At 72.9% G+C, this 15,129-nt stretch carries 12 protein-coding genes; 4 read left to right on the top strand and 8 right to left on the bottom strand.

Features of this window, described 5'->3' with window-relative positions; genetic code table 11:
• Window positions 1-116 precede the first annotated feature (116 nt).
• The 5 genes from ABEA15_RS10445 to ABEA15_RS10425 form a co-directional block, all read right to left on the bottom strand.
• Complete coding sequence (locus tag ABEA15_RS10445) at window positions 117-968, bottom strand: FAD binding domain-containing protein (RefSeq protein WP_344142815.1); 852 nt, start codon at window positions 966-968, stop codon at window positions 117-119.
• The gene (locus tag ABEA15_RS10440; RefSeq protein WP_345556479.1) at window positions 965-3,367 is read right to left on the bottom strand and encodes a xanthine dehydrogenase family protein molybdopterin-binding subunit; all 2,403 of its coding nucleotides are present in this window, start codon (window positions 3,365-3,367) and stop codon (window positions 965-967) included. The genes ABEA15_RS10445 and ABEA15_RS10440 overlap by 4 nt, the downstream gene beginning before the upstream one ends.
• Before the next feature lie 2 nt (window positions 3,368-3,369).
• The gene (locus ABEA15_RS10435; protein WP_344142818.1) at window positions 3,370-3,930 is read right to left on the bottom strand and encodes a (2Fe-2S)-binding protein; all 561 of its coding nucleotides are present in this window, start codon (window positions 3,928-3,930) and stop codon (window positions 3,370-3,372) included.
• Window positions 3,931-4,105: 175 nt separating this feature from the next.
• Window positions 4,106-4,351 (bottom strand): hypothetical protein, encoded by a 246-nt coding sequence (locus ABEA15_RS10430; RefSeq protein ID WP_344142819.1) that lies wholly within the window; start codon window positions 4,349-4,351, stop codon window positions 4,106-4,108.
• Window positions 4,338-5,984: a PspC domain-containing protein gene (locus ABEA15_RS10425; protein ID WP_345556478.1), complete on the bottom strand. Its 1,647-nt coding sequence runs from the start codon at window positions 5,982-5,984 to the stop codon at window positions 4,338-4,340. The genes ABEA15_RS10430 and ABEA15_RS10425 overlap by 14 nt, the downstream gene beginning before the upstream one ends.
• A gap of 286 nt (window positions 5,985-6,270) precedes the next feature.
• On the opposite strand from ABEA15_RS10425, the gene ABEA15_RS10420 reads away from it, so the two are divergent.
• Both ABEA15_RS10420 and ABEA15_RS10415 read left to right on the top strand, forming a co-directional pair.
• Window positions 6,271-7,509: a PspC domain-containing protein gene (locus tag ABEA15_RS10420; protein ID WP_345556477.1), complete on the top strand. Its 1,239-nt coding sequence runs from the start codon at window positions 6,271-6,273 to the stop codon at window positions 7,507-7,509.
• 77 nt (window positions 7,510-7,586) lie between these two features.
• Window positions 7,587-8,261, top strand: coding sequence for a response regulator (locus ABEA15_RS10415; protein WP_344142822.1), 675 nt, complete (start codon window positions 7,587-7,589; stop codon window positions 8,259-8,261).
• 176 nt (window positions 8,262-8,437) lie between these two features.
• Here ABEA15_RS10415 and ABEA15_RS10410 read toward each other — a convergent pair whose 3' ends face one another.
• Window positions 8,438-8,986: a TetR/AcrR family transcriptional regulator gene (locus ABEA15_RS10410; protein ID WP_345556476.1), complete on the bottom strand. Its 549-nt coding sequence runs from the start codon at window positions 8,984-8,986 to the stop codon at window positions 8,438-8,440.
• A gap of 276 nt (window positions 8,987-9,262) precedes the next feature.
• Between ABEA15_RS10410 and ABEA15_RS10405 the strand changes: the two genes are divergently transcribed.
• The gene (locus tag ABEA15_RS10405) at window positions 9,263-10,378 is read left to right on the top strand and encodes an FAD-dependent monooxygenase (protein WP_345556474.1); all 1,116 of its coding nucleotides are present in this window, start codon (window positions 9,263-9,265) and stop codon (window positions 10,376-10,378) included.
• A gap of 47 nt (window positions 10,379-10,425) precedes the next feature.
• Here ABEA15_RS10405 and ABEA15_RS10400 read toward each other — a convergent pair whose 3' ends face one another.
• Together ABEA15_RS10400 and ABEA15_RS10395 are read right to left on the bottom strand one after the other, a co-directional pair.
• Entirely contained in the window at window positions 10,426-11,358 is a 933-nt protein-coding gene (locus ABEA15_RS10400) for a nucleoside hydrolase (protein ID WP_345556472.1), read from the bottom strand.
• 120 nt (window positions 11,359-11,478) lie between these two features.
• Window positions 11,479-12,204: a Pr6Pr family membrane protein gene (locus ABEA15_RS10395; protein WP_345556470.1), complete on the bottom strand. Its 726-nt coding sequence runs from the start codon at window positions 12,202-12,204 to the stop codon at window positions 11,479-11,481.
• A 145-nt stretch (window positions 12,205-12,349) separates the two neighbouring features.
• On the opposite strand from ABEA15_RS10395, the gene ABEA15_RS10390 reads away from it, so the two are divergent.
• Window positions 12,350-14,680 carry a UvrD-helicase domain-containing protein gene (locus ABEA15_RS10390; protein WP_345556468.1) on the top strand — a complete coding sequence of 777 codons (2,331 nt, stop codon included), beginning with the start codon at window positions 12,350-12,352 and terminating at the stop codon, window positions 14,678-14,680.
• Window positions 14,681-15,129: the final 449 nt, after the last annotated feature.

Below are 15,129 nucleotides of genomic sequence, written 5' to 3'. Positions count from 1 at the left end.
TACCCGGCGCGAAGCCGGCCACCCGCCGCTCGGGCGCGGAGAGCGGGCCGGCCGCCGAAGCGGCCGGCCCGCTCCGCCTGACCGCCGGGCCGCGGCCCGGCGGTCTGCCCGACGCCTCAGACACCCGCGGCCCGGGCCAGCGCCCGGCCGGTCAGGACGCGGGCCAGATGGCGCCGGTAGTCGGCCCGCGCACTGAGGTCGTTGGGCGGATCGGTGCCCGCATCGGCCGACTGCGCGGCCTCCCGCAGGGCGTCGGTGCGCGCCGGGACGCCCCGGCAGGCCTCCTCCACCTCGCGGGCGCGCACGGGCGTGCTGCCCATGTTCGTCAGCCCGACGCGCGCCTCGGCGACGGTGCCGCCGTCGAGGCGGACCGCCGCGGCCACCCCCACGATCGCCCAGGCCTGCGCGGCCTGGGAGAACTTCTCGTAGTGGCAGGACCAGGCGCCCATCTTCGGGAAGCGCACCGCGGTCAGCACGTCGCCGACGTCCAGCACGGTGGTCAGGTAGTCCTGGAAGAACTCCGACGCCGGAACAGTGCGCTCGCCGTCCTCACCGCTGATCATGAACTCCGCGTCCAGCGCGGCGGCGACCGCGGGCAGGTCGCCCGCCGGGTCGGCGTGGGCCAGCGACCCGCCGAGCGTCCCGCGGTGGCGCACCGCCGGGTCGGCGACGGTGCGCGTGGCCTGCGCCAGCAGATCGCAGTGCTGCGCCACCATCGGGTCGCGCATCACCTCGTCGTGCGTGGTCATCGCGCCGACGCGCAGCCACTCGCCGTCGTCGGTCACACCGCGCAGCTCGGCCAGCCCGCTCAGGTCCACCACCACGTCCGGGTAGGCCAGCCGGAACCGCAGCAGCGGAGTCAGACTCTGCCCGCCCGCCATGACCTTGGGCTCCTCGCAGTCGGCGAGCACCCGCACCGCCTCGGCGACGTCGTCGGGGCGCACATAGTCGAACTGTGCCGGGATCATCGCTGTCCTCCCTCGCTGCGCTCGGCCGCACGGGCCTCGGCGATCGCCCGCCACACCCGCTGCGGCGTGCACGGCATCCGCAGGTCGCGCACGCCGAACGGCCGCAGCGCGTCGACGACCGCGCCGACCACCGCCGGAGTCGAGGCGATCGTGCCCGCCTCGCCCACGCCCTTGGTGCCCAGCGGGTTGGTCGTCGACGGCGTGACCGTGCGGTCGGTGGTGAAGTCCGGCAGGTCGGCCGCCGTCGGCACCGTGTAGTCGGCCATGGTCGAGGTCACGAGGTTGCCGTCCGCGTCGTGCACCGCCTCCTCGTACAGCGCCTGCGCGATGCCCTGCGCCAGGCCGCCGTGCACCTGCCCGTCGACGATCAGCGGGTTGACGACGGTGCCCACGTCGTCGACCGCCGTGTAGGCGCGGATGTCCACCTCGCCCGTCTCGGTGTCGACCTCGACGGCGCACAGGTGGGTGCCGTGCGGGTACGAGAAGTTCTCCGGGTCGAAGGTGGAGTCGGCGTCCAGCGACGCCTCGGTGCCCTCCGGCAGGTCGTGTGCGGCGAACGCCGCCAGCGCAATCTCCTGCACGGTGGTGGCGGGGCGCTCGGTGCCGCGCACCGTGAACCGCCCGGCGGAGAACTCCAGGTCGCCCTCGTCGGCCTCCATCATGTGCGCGGCCATCCGGCGGGCCTTCTCGACCACCCGGTCGCAGGCCTCGACCACCGCCGTGCCGCCCACGACGAGCGAGCGCGACCCGTAGGTGTCCATGCCCTTGGGCGAGACACGGGTGTCGCCGTGCAGCACCTCGACGTCCTCGAACGGAACCCCGAGCCTGTCGGCGACGATCTGGCTCCAGGCGGTGGCGTGGCCCTGCCCGTGCGCGCAGGAGCCGGTGACGACCTCGACCTTGCCCGTGGGCAGCATCCGCACCGAGGCGTTCTCCCAGCCGCCGGCGCCGTAGGACAGCTGCCCCAGCACCCGCGAGGGCGCCAGCCCGCACATCTCGGTGTAGGTGGAGATCCCGATGCCCAGCTGGACCGGGTCGCCGCTGTCGCGGCGGCGGCGCTGCTCGGCGCGCAGCCCGTCGTAACCGAACAGCTCCATCGCGCGGTCGGTGGCCGCCTCGTAGTTGCCCGAGTCATAGGTCAGGCCGGCCACCCCGGTATGCGGGAACTCCTCGTGCCTGATCCAGTTGCGCCGCCGCAGCTCCATCGGGTCCATCCCGATCTCGTTGGCGAGCTCGGTCATGATCCGCTCGATGGCGTAGGTCGCCTCGGGACGGCCCGCACCGCGGTAGGCGTCGGTGGGCATCTTCGTGGTGAAGACCCCGGTGCAGCTGAACGAATAGGCGTCCATCTTGTAGATGCCGGGGAACATGAACGCGCCCAGGACCGGCACGCCCGGCGTCACCAGCATCATGTAGGCGCCCATGTCGGCCAGGAGGTCCACCTTGAGCCCGCGGACCCGGCCGTCGGCGTCCGCGGCGATCGAGATGTCCTGGATCTGGTCGCGCCCGTGGTGGGTGGTCTGGAACCCCTCCGTGCGGGTCTCGGTCCACTTGACGGGCTTGCGCAGCCGCCGTGCGAGCAGCAGCGCCAGCACCTCCTCCGCGGTCACCTGCAGCTTCGATCCGAAGCCGCCGCCGACGTCCGGCGCGATGACCCGGATCTTGTGCTCGGGCACGCCGGTGGTCATGGCCAGCATCAGCCGCAGGATGTGCGGGACCTGCGTGGCCGACCACAGCGTGAAGGAGTCGCCCTCGGGCCGGCAGACCACCGAGCGGGGCTCCATCGCCGCGGGGATCAGCCGCTGCTGGTGGTAGCGGCGGTTCAGCACCACGTCGGCGCCGCCGAACGCGGCGTCGACGTCGCCCGCCTCGAACGGCCACACGTAGGCCTTGTTGCTGCCCTGCCCCTGGCCCGAGCCCGCGTGCACCAGCGGGGAGTCCTCGGCCAGCGCCGCCTCCATGTCGACCACGGCGGGCAGCGGCTCGTACTCGACGTCGACGGCCTCCAGCGCGTCGGCGGCCGCGTAGGCGTCGCGCGCCACCACGCACGCCACGGCCTCGCCGACGTAGCGCACCTCGTCGACCGCCATCGGCGGGTGCGCCGGCAGCGCCATGTCCTCGGTGACCGGCCACGCGCACGGCAGGCTGCCCTGCTCGCCCGCGAAGTCGGCCCCGCTGAACACCGCCGTCACGCCGGGCTGCTTCATCGCCGCCGAGGTGTCCACCGCGGCGATGCGGGCGTGCGCGTGCGGGCTGCGCAGGAACGCCACGTGCAGCATGCCGGTCTGCTGGATGTTGTCGGTCCAGTTGGTCTGCCCGGTGATCAGCCGGGCGTCCTCCTTGCGCAGGCGCGGGCTGCCGACCTGGTCGGTGCGCGGCGCCTCAGGTGCTGTGGTCATGGCTAGGCACCCCCGCTGGTTGCGTGCGGTGTGGGCTCCTGCTCGCGCACCATCTGGGGCGGGACCCCGTGCGTGCGCGGCTCGGACTCGGCGGCCTCCGCACGCATGGCGGCCGCGGCCCGGCGCACCGCGTGCACGATGTTGACGTAGCCGGTGCACCGGCACATGTTGCCTTCGAGACCCTCGCGGATCTCCTGGTCGTCGGGGTCGGGATTGTCGCGCAGCAGGTCCAGCGCCGCCATCATCATGCCGGGCGTGCAGTAGCCGCACTGGAGCGCGTGGCTCTCGTGGAAGGCCTGCTGGATCGGGTGCAGTTCGCCGTCGGAGGCCAGCGCCTCGACGGTGGTGATCTCGTGGCCGTCGGTCTGGCAGGCGAGCACCGAACAGCTCTTCACCGACTGCCCGTCCATCAGGACGGTGCAGGCGCCGCAGTTGGTGGTGTCGCACCCGACAGGGGTGCCGACCTTGCCCAGTTGCTCACGTAGGTAGTGGACGAGCAGCCGGCGGGCTTCGACCTGGTCGTCGTAGCGCACGCCGTCGACTGTTACGCGGATGTGTGGCATGGGGCCAAGACCTCCTCAAGTAGTGGCCTCAGTCAGTTACTACTGGTCATGGGAGGTCCGACCACGGTAAAACACGAGGTGTGGGCTATCCAGGCCCCTTTCCGCAAGTTCTTTGGAAAGGCCGCGGCGCGTCCCCGGCGTGTCCGCGTGTCGAGCGGGCCCGGCCCCGGACGCCTCAGGACGGTCCGGGATCGGTGTCCGAACCGCGGTGCTCATGGCGCTCGTGCTGGTCGCGGCGGTCGCGCGAGGCCGCCAGCGCTCGGGCGATCCCGGCGATGCCCAGGCCCACGGCCAGCACGGGGACGATCCACACGGCCTCGAAGCCCCACCGCGAGGGGCCGGAGACGACGAACGCCGTCCCCAGCGCGATGAACAGCAGCCCCGCGATCAGCGATCCCCAGTCGGTCCTACGTCGCCGCACGCCGCACCTCCAAGTCACCGAACCGCGAGGCGAGGTCGACCACGATCGTGGGCGGTCCGCCCTGCTCGTCCTTCCCGCTCCGGCGCGCTTCCGCCGAGGCCTCCGCAGACCCGGACTCGGACCCGCCGCCCGCGTCGTCGCCGCGGCCGGCCGCCGCCGGGGCAGGCTCGATCGTGTGGCGCACGTCGAGCCCCGTGCCCCAGCGCATCGTGTCGGCGATGCGGATCTCGCCGAACGAGGCCCGGCAGCGCACCTGCACGCGGGCGTCCGCGGGGACCAGCACCGTCAGCGCGCCGAAGCCGACCTCGGCACCGACCCGCACGCGCTGCCCCGGCTCCAGCGGCAACCGCGTGAGGTCCAGCCGCGCCTCCCCGCCCGTCAGCTCGTAGGGCCGCCCGGCCGCGGCGACGGATTCGGGGCGCCAGTTCAGCGAGCCGAAGCGCAGGGTCGACGCGTCCACCGCGACCGAGCACACCAGCAGCAGCGAGGCGACGGTCCCGACGGTGATCAGGCCGCGGGGGTCGCCGATCCAGGCGCCGGCCACGGCGGCGATACCCACGATCACGACGACGCTCCCGAGAAAGGTCGGACCTGTCTGCGGACCGAACAGGGCCTCGACGAACGGAGTAGGGGTCGCCGCCAGCGTGATCGCGGCCGCGGCCACCACCGCCCACCAGACGATGCCGAGCAGGCGGAACCCGCGCGCCCGCCGGCGCTCCCGCCTGCGCACGCGACGGCTCCTGCGCCGTTCGCGCGCCCGTGTGCGGCGCTCCCACGCGGAGCGCAGCCGCGTGTCCGCCGACCGCGGGCCGGCGCAGGACGGGAGCGGATCGGGGACTCCTTCGTCGTCGCCGCCCTCCCGCGAAGCGCCGTCCACTCCGCCGGCGGCGTCGGCGCCGCCGGCCTCCCGGGCGTCCGCGCCGGCGTCCGCTGCGCCGGCCCGGTCGGGATCGGACACCACCGCCAGGTCCACCGGCCCGCTCGGCGCCTGCGCCCACGGCTGGGCGGGGTTGTAGTAGGCCGGTTTGGGCTCGGGGGCCGGGGTGGCCGGCGGAGGCTCCGCCGACCGCAGCAGCCGGGGCAGCTCCCGATAGGCTCCGCGCAGGTCGACGCCGCGGTTGTGCGCGACCAGCGCACCCAGGATCAGCGGGGTCGCCAGCATCAGCGTGCCCCAGCTGACCCCGCCGATCAGGCTCAGCGCCACCGCCACGGCCACGCCCAGCCCGAGCAGCGCGGGCACCGCGCGGTCGTCGATCCGCCGGTTCAGCAGCTGCTCGAACATGGCCGGGCCGCGGCCCGCATCCCGCATCGCCATCCACGCGCCCACATACAGCAGCACTCCGGTGAACCCGGCCAGGCCGGTGATCGCGAAGCCCACCCGCCACACGATCGGGTCGATGCCGGTATAGGCACCCAGCCCGGCGCACACACCGGTGGCCAGCCCGCGTTCGTTGTCGCGGATCAGCTCCGGGCGGTCCGGCTCGCCGGCGGGCGCGAAGGAGGACCGGGGCGGGGTCGGCGGGACGGTGCCCGCCGGCTCGGAGGACCCCGCGGCAGGACCGGCCGCCGGCGGGGAGTCCCCGTCGCCGGGTCCGCGCGCCGCGCCGTCCGCTCCTCGTCCGCTCTCGTTCACCGCGCCCTCTCCGCCTTCGGCCGACAGCTCCGCCGGATGGTCCCATCCTCCCCCGCCACGTGCTCGAACGCCCATCGGGAACTACCCGGACCCGACCCTGAGGCGCTGCCGGCGAGTCCCGGGGCGGGTCCCTGATGCCCCGACGCGCCCGGTAGGGGCATCCTGGGTCACACGGGCGCGCTCACCGTTCCGCCGCCCCGTGCTCGGCGCGGCGGAACGGCCGCCCCGCCCGACGCGCGCGCCTGCAGGACGCGCGCCGAGCAGTTGAAGGGAAGGCACGGACAGCGTGACCGAATCGGCGGGTCCGCGGACCCCGACGCCGCCCCTGGTGCGCCCGCGCGATGGGCGGCTGGTCGCCGGAGTGGGCGCCGGGCTGGCGGCGCACCTGGGCATCGACGCCGTCGTGACGCGGCTGGCGCTGCTGGCCCTGTGCTTCGGCGGGGTGGGCATCGCGGTCTACATCGTCCTCGTGCTGTTCGTCCCGGTCGAGGAGCGCGCGACCGACGACGTCTCCGCCGCGGGCGAGGACACCCCCGAGGACACGGCCAAACGTAAGGGCCGCGACATCAGCCAGCTGCTGGCCTACTGCGCCCTCGCCGGCGGGCTGGGCATGCTCGCCCTGCTCTTCGGCGGCTGGTTCCAGCCGGTGCTGTGGTTCATCATCTTCGGCGCCCTGGGCGCCACCATCCTCTGGCAGCAGGCCAACCCGGCGCTGCGCGAGGAGTGGATGTCGACCTCGGTGCTGGGCCAGAGCAACAAGAGCTGGCTGCGCACCGGCGCGGGAATCCTGCTCGTCGTCATCGGCGCCATCGGCTTCCTCGTCTTCCAGCAGCAGCTCAGCGAGGCACGCGCCGGACTCACCTTCGCGGCCACGATCATCGCCGGGATGTGCGTGATCGCGGCGCCGTGGATCGTCGGCCTGGTGCGCGAGCGCGACCGGGAGCGCCGCGAGCGCATCCGCAGCCAGGAGCGCGCCGAGCTCGCCGCCCACATCCACGACTCCGTGCTGCACACGCTCACCCTCATCCAGCGCCGGGCCGAGGACCCGCGGGAGGTCCAGCGCCTGGCGCGGGTGCAGGAGCGCGCCCTGCGCAGCTGGCTCTACCAGCGGCCCGCCGACGCCGAGACCACCGTCAAGGCGGCGCTGGAGCGCGTGGCCGCCGAGGTCGAGGAGGCCCACGGCGTGCCCATCGAGGTGGTCTGCGTCGGCGACGGCCCCATCGACGACGGCGTCCACGCCGAACTGCGTGCCGCCCGCGAAGCCATGGTCAACGCCTCCAAGTACGCCGGGAGCGACGCGATCTCGGTGTTCGGCGAGGTCGACCCCGAGGAGGTCCTGGTCTTCGTCCGCGACCGCGGCGCCGGGTTCGACCTCGACGCCGTCCCCGAGGACCGGATGGGCGTACGCGGCTCCATCCTCGGCCGCATGGAGCGCCACGGCGGCAGCGCCCGCATCCGCACCGCCCCCGGCGAAGGCACCGAGGTGCAGCTGCGCATGCCGCGCGAGCAGGATCAGTCGGCCTGACCCCTCCGTTCGTCCGCGCGTGGCCGGACCCGGGCACCGGCGCCTGCGGCCGGGAAGCTGTGGGTAGAGTCCGTGGTGTGGAAGACGAGAACACCGCGACCTTCGCCGAAAGCGGCACCCCGCCCCGCGTCGTCATCGTCGACGACCACCGGCTGTTCCGCAGCGGCGTCCGCGGCGAGCTGGGCGACGCCGTGGACGTGATCGGCGAGGCCGGCGACGTCGACAGCGCAGTCCAGGTGATCGCCGAGAAACAGCCCGACCTGGTGCTGCTCGACGTCCACCTGCCCGGCGGGGGCGGCAGCGAGGTCCTGCGCCGCGTCCTGTCCCGCCACCCCGAGATCCGCTTCCTGGCGCTGTCGGTCTCCGACGCCGCCGAGGACGTCATCGGGGTCGTGCGCGGCGGCGCCCGCGGCTACGTCACCAAGACCATCTCCGGGCGGGAGCTGGCCGACGCCATCGTCCGGGTCGCCGACGGCGACGCCGTGTTCTCGCCGCGCCTGGCCGGGTTCGTGCTCGACGCGTTCTCCGCCACCGACGCCCCTCCCATGGACCCCGAGCTCGACCGGCTCACCCAGCGCGAACGCGAGGTGCTGCGGCTCATCGCCCGCGGCTACGCCTACAAGGAGTGCGCCAAGGAGCTGTTCATCTCGGTCAAGACCGTCGAGACCCACGTCTCCTCGGTGCTGCGCAAGCTCCAGCTCTCCAACCGGCACGAGCTGAGCCGGTGGGCCACGGCCCGCAAGCTCGTCTGAGAGACGGTCGGGTGGCTGACGGGAAACCGTCAGCGATCGCCTCGAACACCGGTCGATCACGTGTCGCCGGGTAACCCGGTGCCGTCGGCATCCACGCCCGCAGCGCCCGGTCGGCCGCCGCTCTCGGGCCCTCGTCGCGAACCGGCGCGACCGGCCCGGCGCGCAGCCCCGCGGCTTCAGGCGTGCGGCGCCGTCGCCCGGATACCGCCGAGTACCACGTCGACGATGCGCTTCGCGTCGGCGCGGGTGAACGGGCGCACGCCGCGGTTGACGATGAGGTGCATCGGACCGGAGATCATCTCGGCGAGGAATGCGCTGTCCACCCGGGGCAGCTCGCCCCGGTCGGCGGCGACCTCCAACCGCCGCCGTATGGCGGCCACTCGCTGGTCGAAGATCCTGGTCAGTACCTGCTGGGCGGGGGGGCTCTGCAGGGTCGGCTGAAGGGCCTGTTCGAGCGCCCGGCCGAACGGTGTTCTCAGACCGTCGGCCAGGGCCACCAGGAAGTCCGCGAGGTCCCGGTGTATGTCGCCGGTGTCGGCGACCGACGCGAGGTCCTCGGCGTAGCTGAGCAGGGTGTCGGCGACCAGTTCCTCGCGGTCGGGCCAATTGCGGTAGACGCTGGTCTTGTGCACGCCGGCGAGTTCGGCGACCTCCTCGTAGCGGAAGCCCACGATGCCGTCCCGCGCGACGAGTTCGGCGGTCGCGGCGAGGATCTGTGCTCGCACCCGCGCGTTGCGGCCTCCGGGGCGCCGAGTCGGCGATCGGTCGGCCACTCCTGATCACCCCCTCGCTCGCGCTGGCGTACCGATTGTCGCCACCTCGGCATTGCGGTGCAAACCGTTCGCACGTAGACTCCTTTAAAGCAACAGGTCGTTGCTTTAAAGGTCGGGAAGGCGCAACCGCCCCCGTTCACGACCGCACCGCTCTGCATTCCCGTGCTCACAGTGGACCGCGGCCAGGCGCACCGACCCGCACCGCCAGCTACCCTTGGAGCGCACAGCGTGAGAATCCTCGTCTCCGGAGCCGGGATCGCCGGCCTCGCCGCAGCACTCGAGCTCGGCGAACGCGGCAGTGAGGTCACCGTCGTCGAGTACGAGGACCAGCTCCGGCTCGCCGGCACACCCATCGACATCCGCGGCGACGCGAACGAGGTCGTGGAGCGCATGGGCCTACTCGCGAAGATCCGCGAACGGCGCCTGCGGATGACCGAATCCACCTGGTTCGTCGACGGCGACGGCGAGCCGGTGGCCCGCGTCCCCGTGGACCAGATCAACGACTCCGACGACGACATCGAAATCCTCCGTGCCGACCTGGTGCGCGTGCTCGCCGACGCGCTCCCGGACACCGCGGCGATCCGCTTCGGCGACTCGATCGAGGCCCTGGACGACGACGGCGACGGTGTCGGCGTGCGCTTCGCCTCCGGCCGGACAGGGCGCTACGACCTCGTGCTCGGCGCCGACGGCCAGCACTCCGCCGTACGCGGGCTGGCCTTCGGCCCTGAGGAGGACTTCCTCCGGCACCTCGGCGTCTACATCGCAATCGTCCCCCTTCCCGGCGAGGAGCGGTCGGAGGGCGTCAACGCGATGCACAACGTTCCCGGTCGGATGGCCGCCGTCTTCCGGTACAAGGACACTGCCGTCGCCGTATTCCAGTTCCGCTCGGAACCGCTCGAGTACGACCGCCGCGACCTGGACGCCCAGAAGCGGATCATCGTCGACGCCTTCACGGGCCACCGGTCGTGGAGGATCCCGGAACTGCTCGACGCGGTCCGCACGGCCCCCGACCTGTTCTTCGACTCCGCGAGCCAGATCCATGCGCCTTCGTGGCACCGCGGCCGCGTCGTCCTCGTCGGGGACGCCGGGTACAGCCCGGCCTTCCTCTCCGGCAGGGGCACGTCACTCGCGCTCACCGGCGCCCGCATCCTCGCCGAGGAACTCGACCAGTGCGCCGGCGACCACGCCGCCGCCTTCGAACGGTACGAAGCCCGGCAGCGCCCCTACGTCGCCCACGCCCAGGACGGCGCCGGCGGCGGCCGCGACTTCGTCCTGCCGGCCAGTTGGGAGGCCATCGAGGCGCGCAACGAGGCCCTGCAAGCGGGGAGCACCGACGTGCTGTGACACCGCACGCGGAAAACCTCGGCATCCCCGCCGGGTTCACCGGAGCGTCAGCGCAGCGCGTCGGTCATCCGCTTGAAGAACGCCTCGCCGTCCACGTCGCCCACCAGTGTCACGGCCGGGCGCCCGTCGGTGCGGTCGCGGTTGAGGCGCAGGTCGGCGACGGTCTGGCCGCGCGTGTGCTCGCCGCGCAGCTCCACGCGGACCGGCACCTCGACCGCGTCGGTCACCAGCGTCGGGTCGATCAGGACGGCCGCCGCAAGCGGGTCGTGCATGGCGCACTGGCGTACGCCGAACATCCCCGAGTACCAGTCGGTGTAGAAGCGCAGGATCGCCGCGGTGGTCTCGGCCCGCCGCCCCGCGACGCGGTCGAGCCCGTCCAGCCAGTCCCCGTCGGCCACGGTGCGCATCGTGACGTCCAGCGCGACCAGCGTGGTGTCGAACCCGGCGCCCAGCACCACGTCCGCGGCCTCGGGGTCGGAGGCCACGTTGGCCTCGGCCAGCGGTGCGGTGTTGCCGGGCGCGCGCACCGCGCCGCCCATGACCACCACGCGGCGCAGCAGCCGCGGCAGGTCGGGCTCGATGCTCAGGGCGAGGGCGATGTTGGTCAGCGGCCCCAGAGCCAGGACGTCGATCTCGCCCGGCGCCGACCGCGCGCTGCGGACCAGCGTCTCGGCGGCGGAGAGCTCCACCGGTGCGGCGGCCGGCTCGGGGAGCTCGACCTCGCCCAGGCCGTTCTCGCCGTGGACATGCAGGGCGGGGCGCGGCGGCTGCGCCAGCGCGCGCCCGGCGCCGCGCGCCACGGGGACGTCCGGGCGGCCGTAGAGCTCCAGCAGCCGCAGTGCGTTGTCCGTGGTCGTCGGCACGAGGTTGTTGCCGAAGACCGAGCCCACGCCGACCAGCTCGACATCAGGCTGGGCCGTCACGTAGGCCAGAGCCAACGCGTCGTCGATCCCCGGATCGCAGTCGACGTAGATTCGCACCGTCCAGCCCTTCTGCCGTGTGGTTTCCGCCGCCCCGGCCGAAGCGGACCGCGCTCGCGCCGGGAACGGGTGTTCGCACGGACAGCCTAGAGGCCGTGCGGCGGCCGTCGGCTCCGCCGGTCAGCGGGTGCGGACCCCGGTCGACTCCCCGGCCGGCATCGGGGGAGCGCCGTCAGCGGGCCGCTCGCCGCGCAGCCGCGACAGCACGCGTTCCGGCGCCGGTGCCCCCAGCAGCCGGTCGGCCGCCACCAGCACCAGGCCCAGCACCAGGAAGGCGGTGCCGTAGAGCAGCACGCTGCGCCCCAGCCCGGCGTAGCCCAGCAGGGACACGTCGACGAAGAAGTAGGGATAGCCCGCGCCGGATAGCAGCGCGCCCCGCAACGTGGTGAACACGACGTAGACCAGCGGGTACACCAGCCAGACCGCGGCGTGGTACCAGCGCAGCCGCCCGTGCCGGTCGAACAGCGCGAAGTCGGCCGCGGCCGCGATCGGCGCCACCGTGTGCAGCAGGTCGCTGGAGTCCACGACCCACCACGGCCGGCCGACCAGCTCCCCCGCGCCGGCCGGTGGAACCTGCGTCGGGCCGTCGGAGAGCACGAAGTTGAACACCAGCCCGGTGATCAGGATGTAGAGGGTGGCCGCGCCCTTGAGACCGCCCGGCGGCCCGGCCCGGCCGCGCCACACCGACCACGCGGCGAAGGCGAAGCACACGGCGAGCACGCAGTTGCTCTGGATGGTGAAGTACACGAACGGGTGCGGCGACTCCGAGCGCGCCACCTCCATGGTGATCCCGGCGACGGCGACCACGGCCACGGCGGTCCGGTAGAGCGCGACGGCGATCGGCATCGGCACGTCCCCCTTTCCCGATGCCCGACGCTACCGCCCGCGGGCACGGCCGCCGTCGCAGGTCGGCGCGCCGCCGCGGCGCCGGCACCCGGCCGCCCGGCCGACGCGGGTACGGGCGTCCGCCGACCGCCGTAACCTGGGAAGCGTGTCGTCCTCCCAAGAACAGCTCCTCGAAGGCCTGAACGCCCCGCAGCGCGAAGCCGTCACCCACGCCGGCAGCCCGCTGCTGATCGTCGCGGGGGCGGGGTCAGGCAAGACGCGTGTCCTCACGCACCGCATCGCCTACCTCCTCGCCGCACGCGGCACCCGCCCGGGCGAGGTGCTCGCGATCACCTTCACCAACAAGGCGGCCGCCGAGATGAAGGAGCGTATCGAGGCGCTGCTGGGCGGCCGGATCGCGGGCGCCATGTGGGTGATGACGTTCCACTCCGCATGCGTGCGCATCCTGCGCCGCGAGGCGGGGCGGCTGGGCTACCCCAGCGGGTTCACCATCTACGACGCCGCCGACTCGCGGCGGCTCATGCAGCTGGTGTGCAAGGAGCTGGACCTCGACCCCAAGCGCTTCCCGCCCAAGTCGTTCTCCGCTCAGGTGTCCAACCTCAAGAACGAGCTGGTCGACTACGACACCTTCGCCGAGCAGGCGCAGAGCGAGCAGGAGAAGAAGCTCGCCGAGGCCTACGCGCTCTACCAGCAGCGCCTCCACGAGGCCGGCGCGATGGACTTCGACGACCTGATCATGATCGCGGTCAACCTGCTGCAGATGTTCCCCGACGTCGCCGAGCACTACCGGCGGCGCTTCCGGCACATCCTGGTCGACGAGTACCAGGACACCAACCACGCCCAGTACGAACTGGTGCGGCTGCTGGTGGGCGAGGACACCCCCGAAGCCGCGGTGCCGGCCTCCGAGCTGTGCGTGGTGGGCGACGCCGACCAGTCGATCTACGCGTTCCGCGGCGCCACCATCCGCAACATCCTGGAGTTCGAGCGCGACTACCCGCAGGCGCGCACCGTCCTGCTGGAGCAGAACTACCGGTCGACGCAGAACATCCTCACCGCGGCGAACGCCGTGATCGAGCGCAACCCCGACCGCCCGGCCAAGAACCTGTGGTCCGAGCAGGGCGTGGGCCCGGCGATCACCGGCTACGTCGCCGACAACGAGCACGACGAGGCGGCCTTCGTCGTCCAGGAGATCGACCGGCTGACCGACGAGGGCGGGTGCACGCCGGGCGAGGTGGCGGTGTTCTACCGGACCAACGCCCAGTCGCGCGTCTTCGAGGACGTGTTCATCCGCACCGGCCTGCCCTACAAGATCGTCGGCGGTGTGCGGTTCTACGAGCGCAAGGAGATCCGCGACATCCTGGCCTACCTGCGGGTGCTGGCCAATCCGGAGGACACGGTCAGCCTGCGGCGCATCCTCAACGTTCCCAAGCGGGGGATCGGCGACCGCGCCGAGGAGACCATCGAGCTGTTCGCGGCGCGCGAGCGCACCTCGTTCTCGCGTGCGCTGCGGCGCGCCGGCGAGATCGAGGGGATGGCCAAGCGCTCGCTGAACGCCGTGCGCGACTTCGTCGCGCTGCTGGAGGAGCTGGAGCGGATCGCCGAGGAGGCCTCGCCGTCCGAGGTGGTCGAGGCCGTGCTGGAGCGCACGGGCTACCTCTCCGAGCTCGCCAACTCCAAGGACCTGCAGGACGAGAGCCGGGCGGAGAACCTGGAGGAGTTCGTCGAGGTCGCCCGCGAGTTCGAGAACAGCTTCACCGGGCCGCTGTACGAGGAGGAGCCGGGAGCCGGCGAGGCCGGCCCGGACACGCCGGCCGCCGAAGGGGACCGGGGCGCGGGCGGCGCGCAGGAGGGCGCCGCGGCCGTGCCCGAACCGACCCTGGTGGACTTCCTGGAGCAGGTGTCGCTGGTGGCCGACACCGACCAGATCCCCGACGCGGACGGCTCCGGCGGCGTGGTCACGCTGATGACGCTGCACGCCGCGAAGGGACTGGAGTTCCCGGTCGTCTTCCTGACCGGCATGGAGGACGGCGTCTTCCCGCACATGCGGACGCTGGGCGAGAAGTCGGAGCTGGAGGAGGAGCGCCGCCTGGCCTACGTGGGGATCACGCGGGCGCAGGAGCGGCTGTACCTGTCGCGGTCGGCGGTGCGCAGCGCGTGGGGTGCGCCGTCGTTCAACCCGCCGTCGCGCTTCCTCGACGAGGTGCCCACCGACCTGGTCGACTGGCGGCGCGCGGAGTCGGCGCTCGCGGCGGCGGCCCAGCCGCGCGGACGCACCCCGTCGCCGGGTCCCAGGAAGGGCAAGAGCGAGGTGCCCTCGCTGACCCCGGGCGACAAGGTCAACCACGACTCGTTCGGCATGGGCACGGTGCTGCTGGTCGACGGCGCGGGAGACAAGACCAAGGCCCGCATCGACTTCGGAGCGGACATCGGGGAGAAGGACTTCCTGGTGAAGTTCGCCCCGATCGAGAGGCTCTGACAGGGCGACCGCCCGGCGGGCACCGGACGCGGGTCGGAATCGGAACGGGTGGCCGGTCGCCGAGCGGCGCCGCGCCGCACCGCGATCGGGGCCGCGGAGCGTGACGGGCACTCCGCGAGTGCCTGTAGGATGGACTCACCGACACAGCGGGCGCCGAGTGAAACCGGCGGGCGCGTCGGTTCCTCCACTCGATTCACCGGAACGGTCACGAGCACTCGCGGCGGCCGGTAGAGTGGAGACCAGCTTCGGAAAAGGCGGCCCGTCCTCGACGGGAAGCCCGGAGAAGCGAAACCGCCGAGTTCGCGCCGGTTCGGAATTCTGCTAGAATTCAGAAAAGGCCGCGCTATGCGGACAAAAACGTAAAGCGGAGTTCGCGGGACGTGGTCCCGAAGACTCCGCCGGGAGATTCCGTCTCTTGGGAAGAGCCTGAGCGGGCCCGCAGGGTTGCG

The sequence above is a fragment of the Streptomonospora halophila genome, assembly GCF_039542725.1.
In the GTDB taxonomy this organism is placed as follows: Bacteria; Actinomycetota; Actinomycetes; order Streptosporangiales; family Streptosporangiaceae; genus Streptomonospora; species Streptomonospora halophila.
The sequence above is the reverse complement of the archived record's forward strand: the minus strand, read 5'-3'. Positions and strand labels throughout refer to the sequence as shown.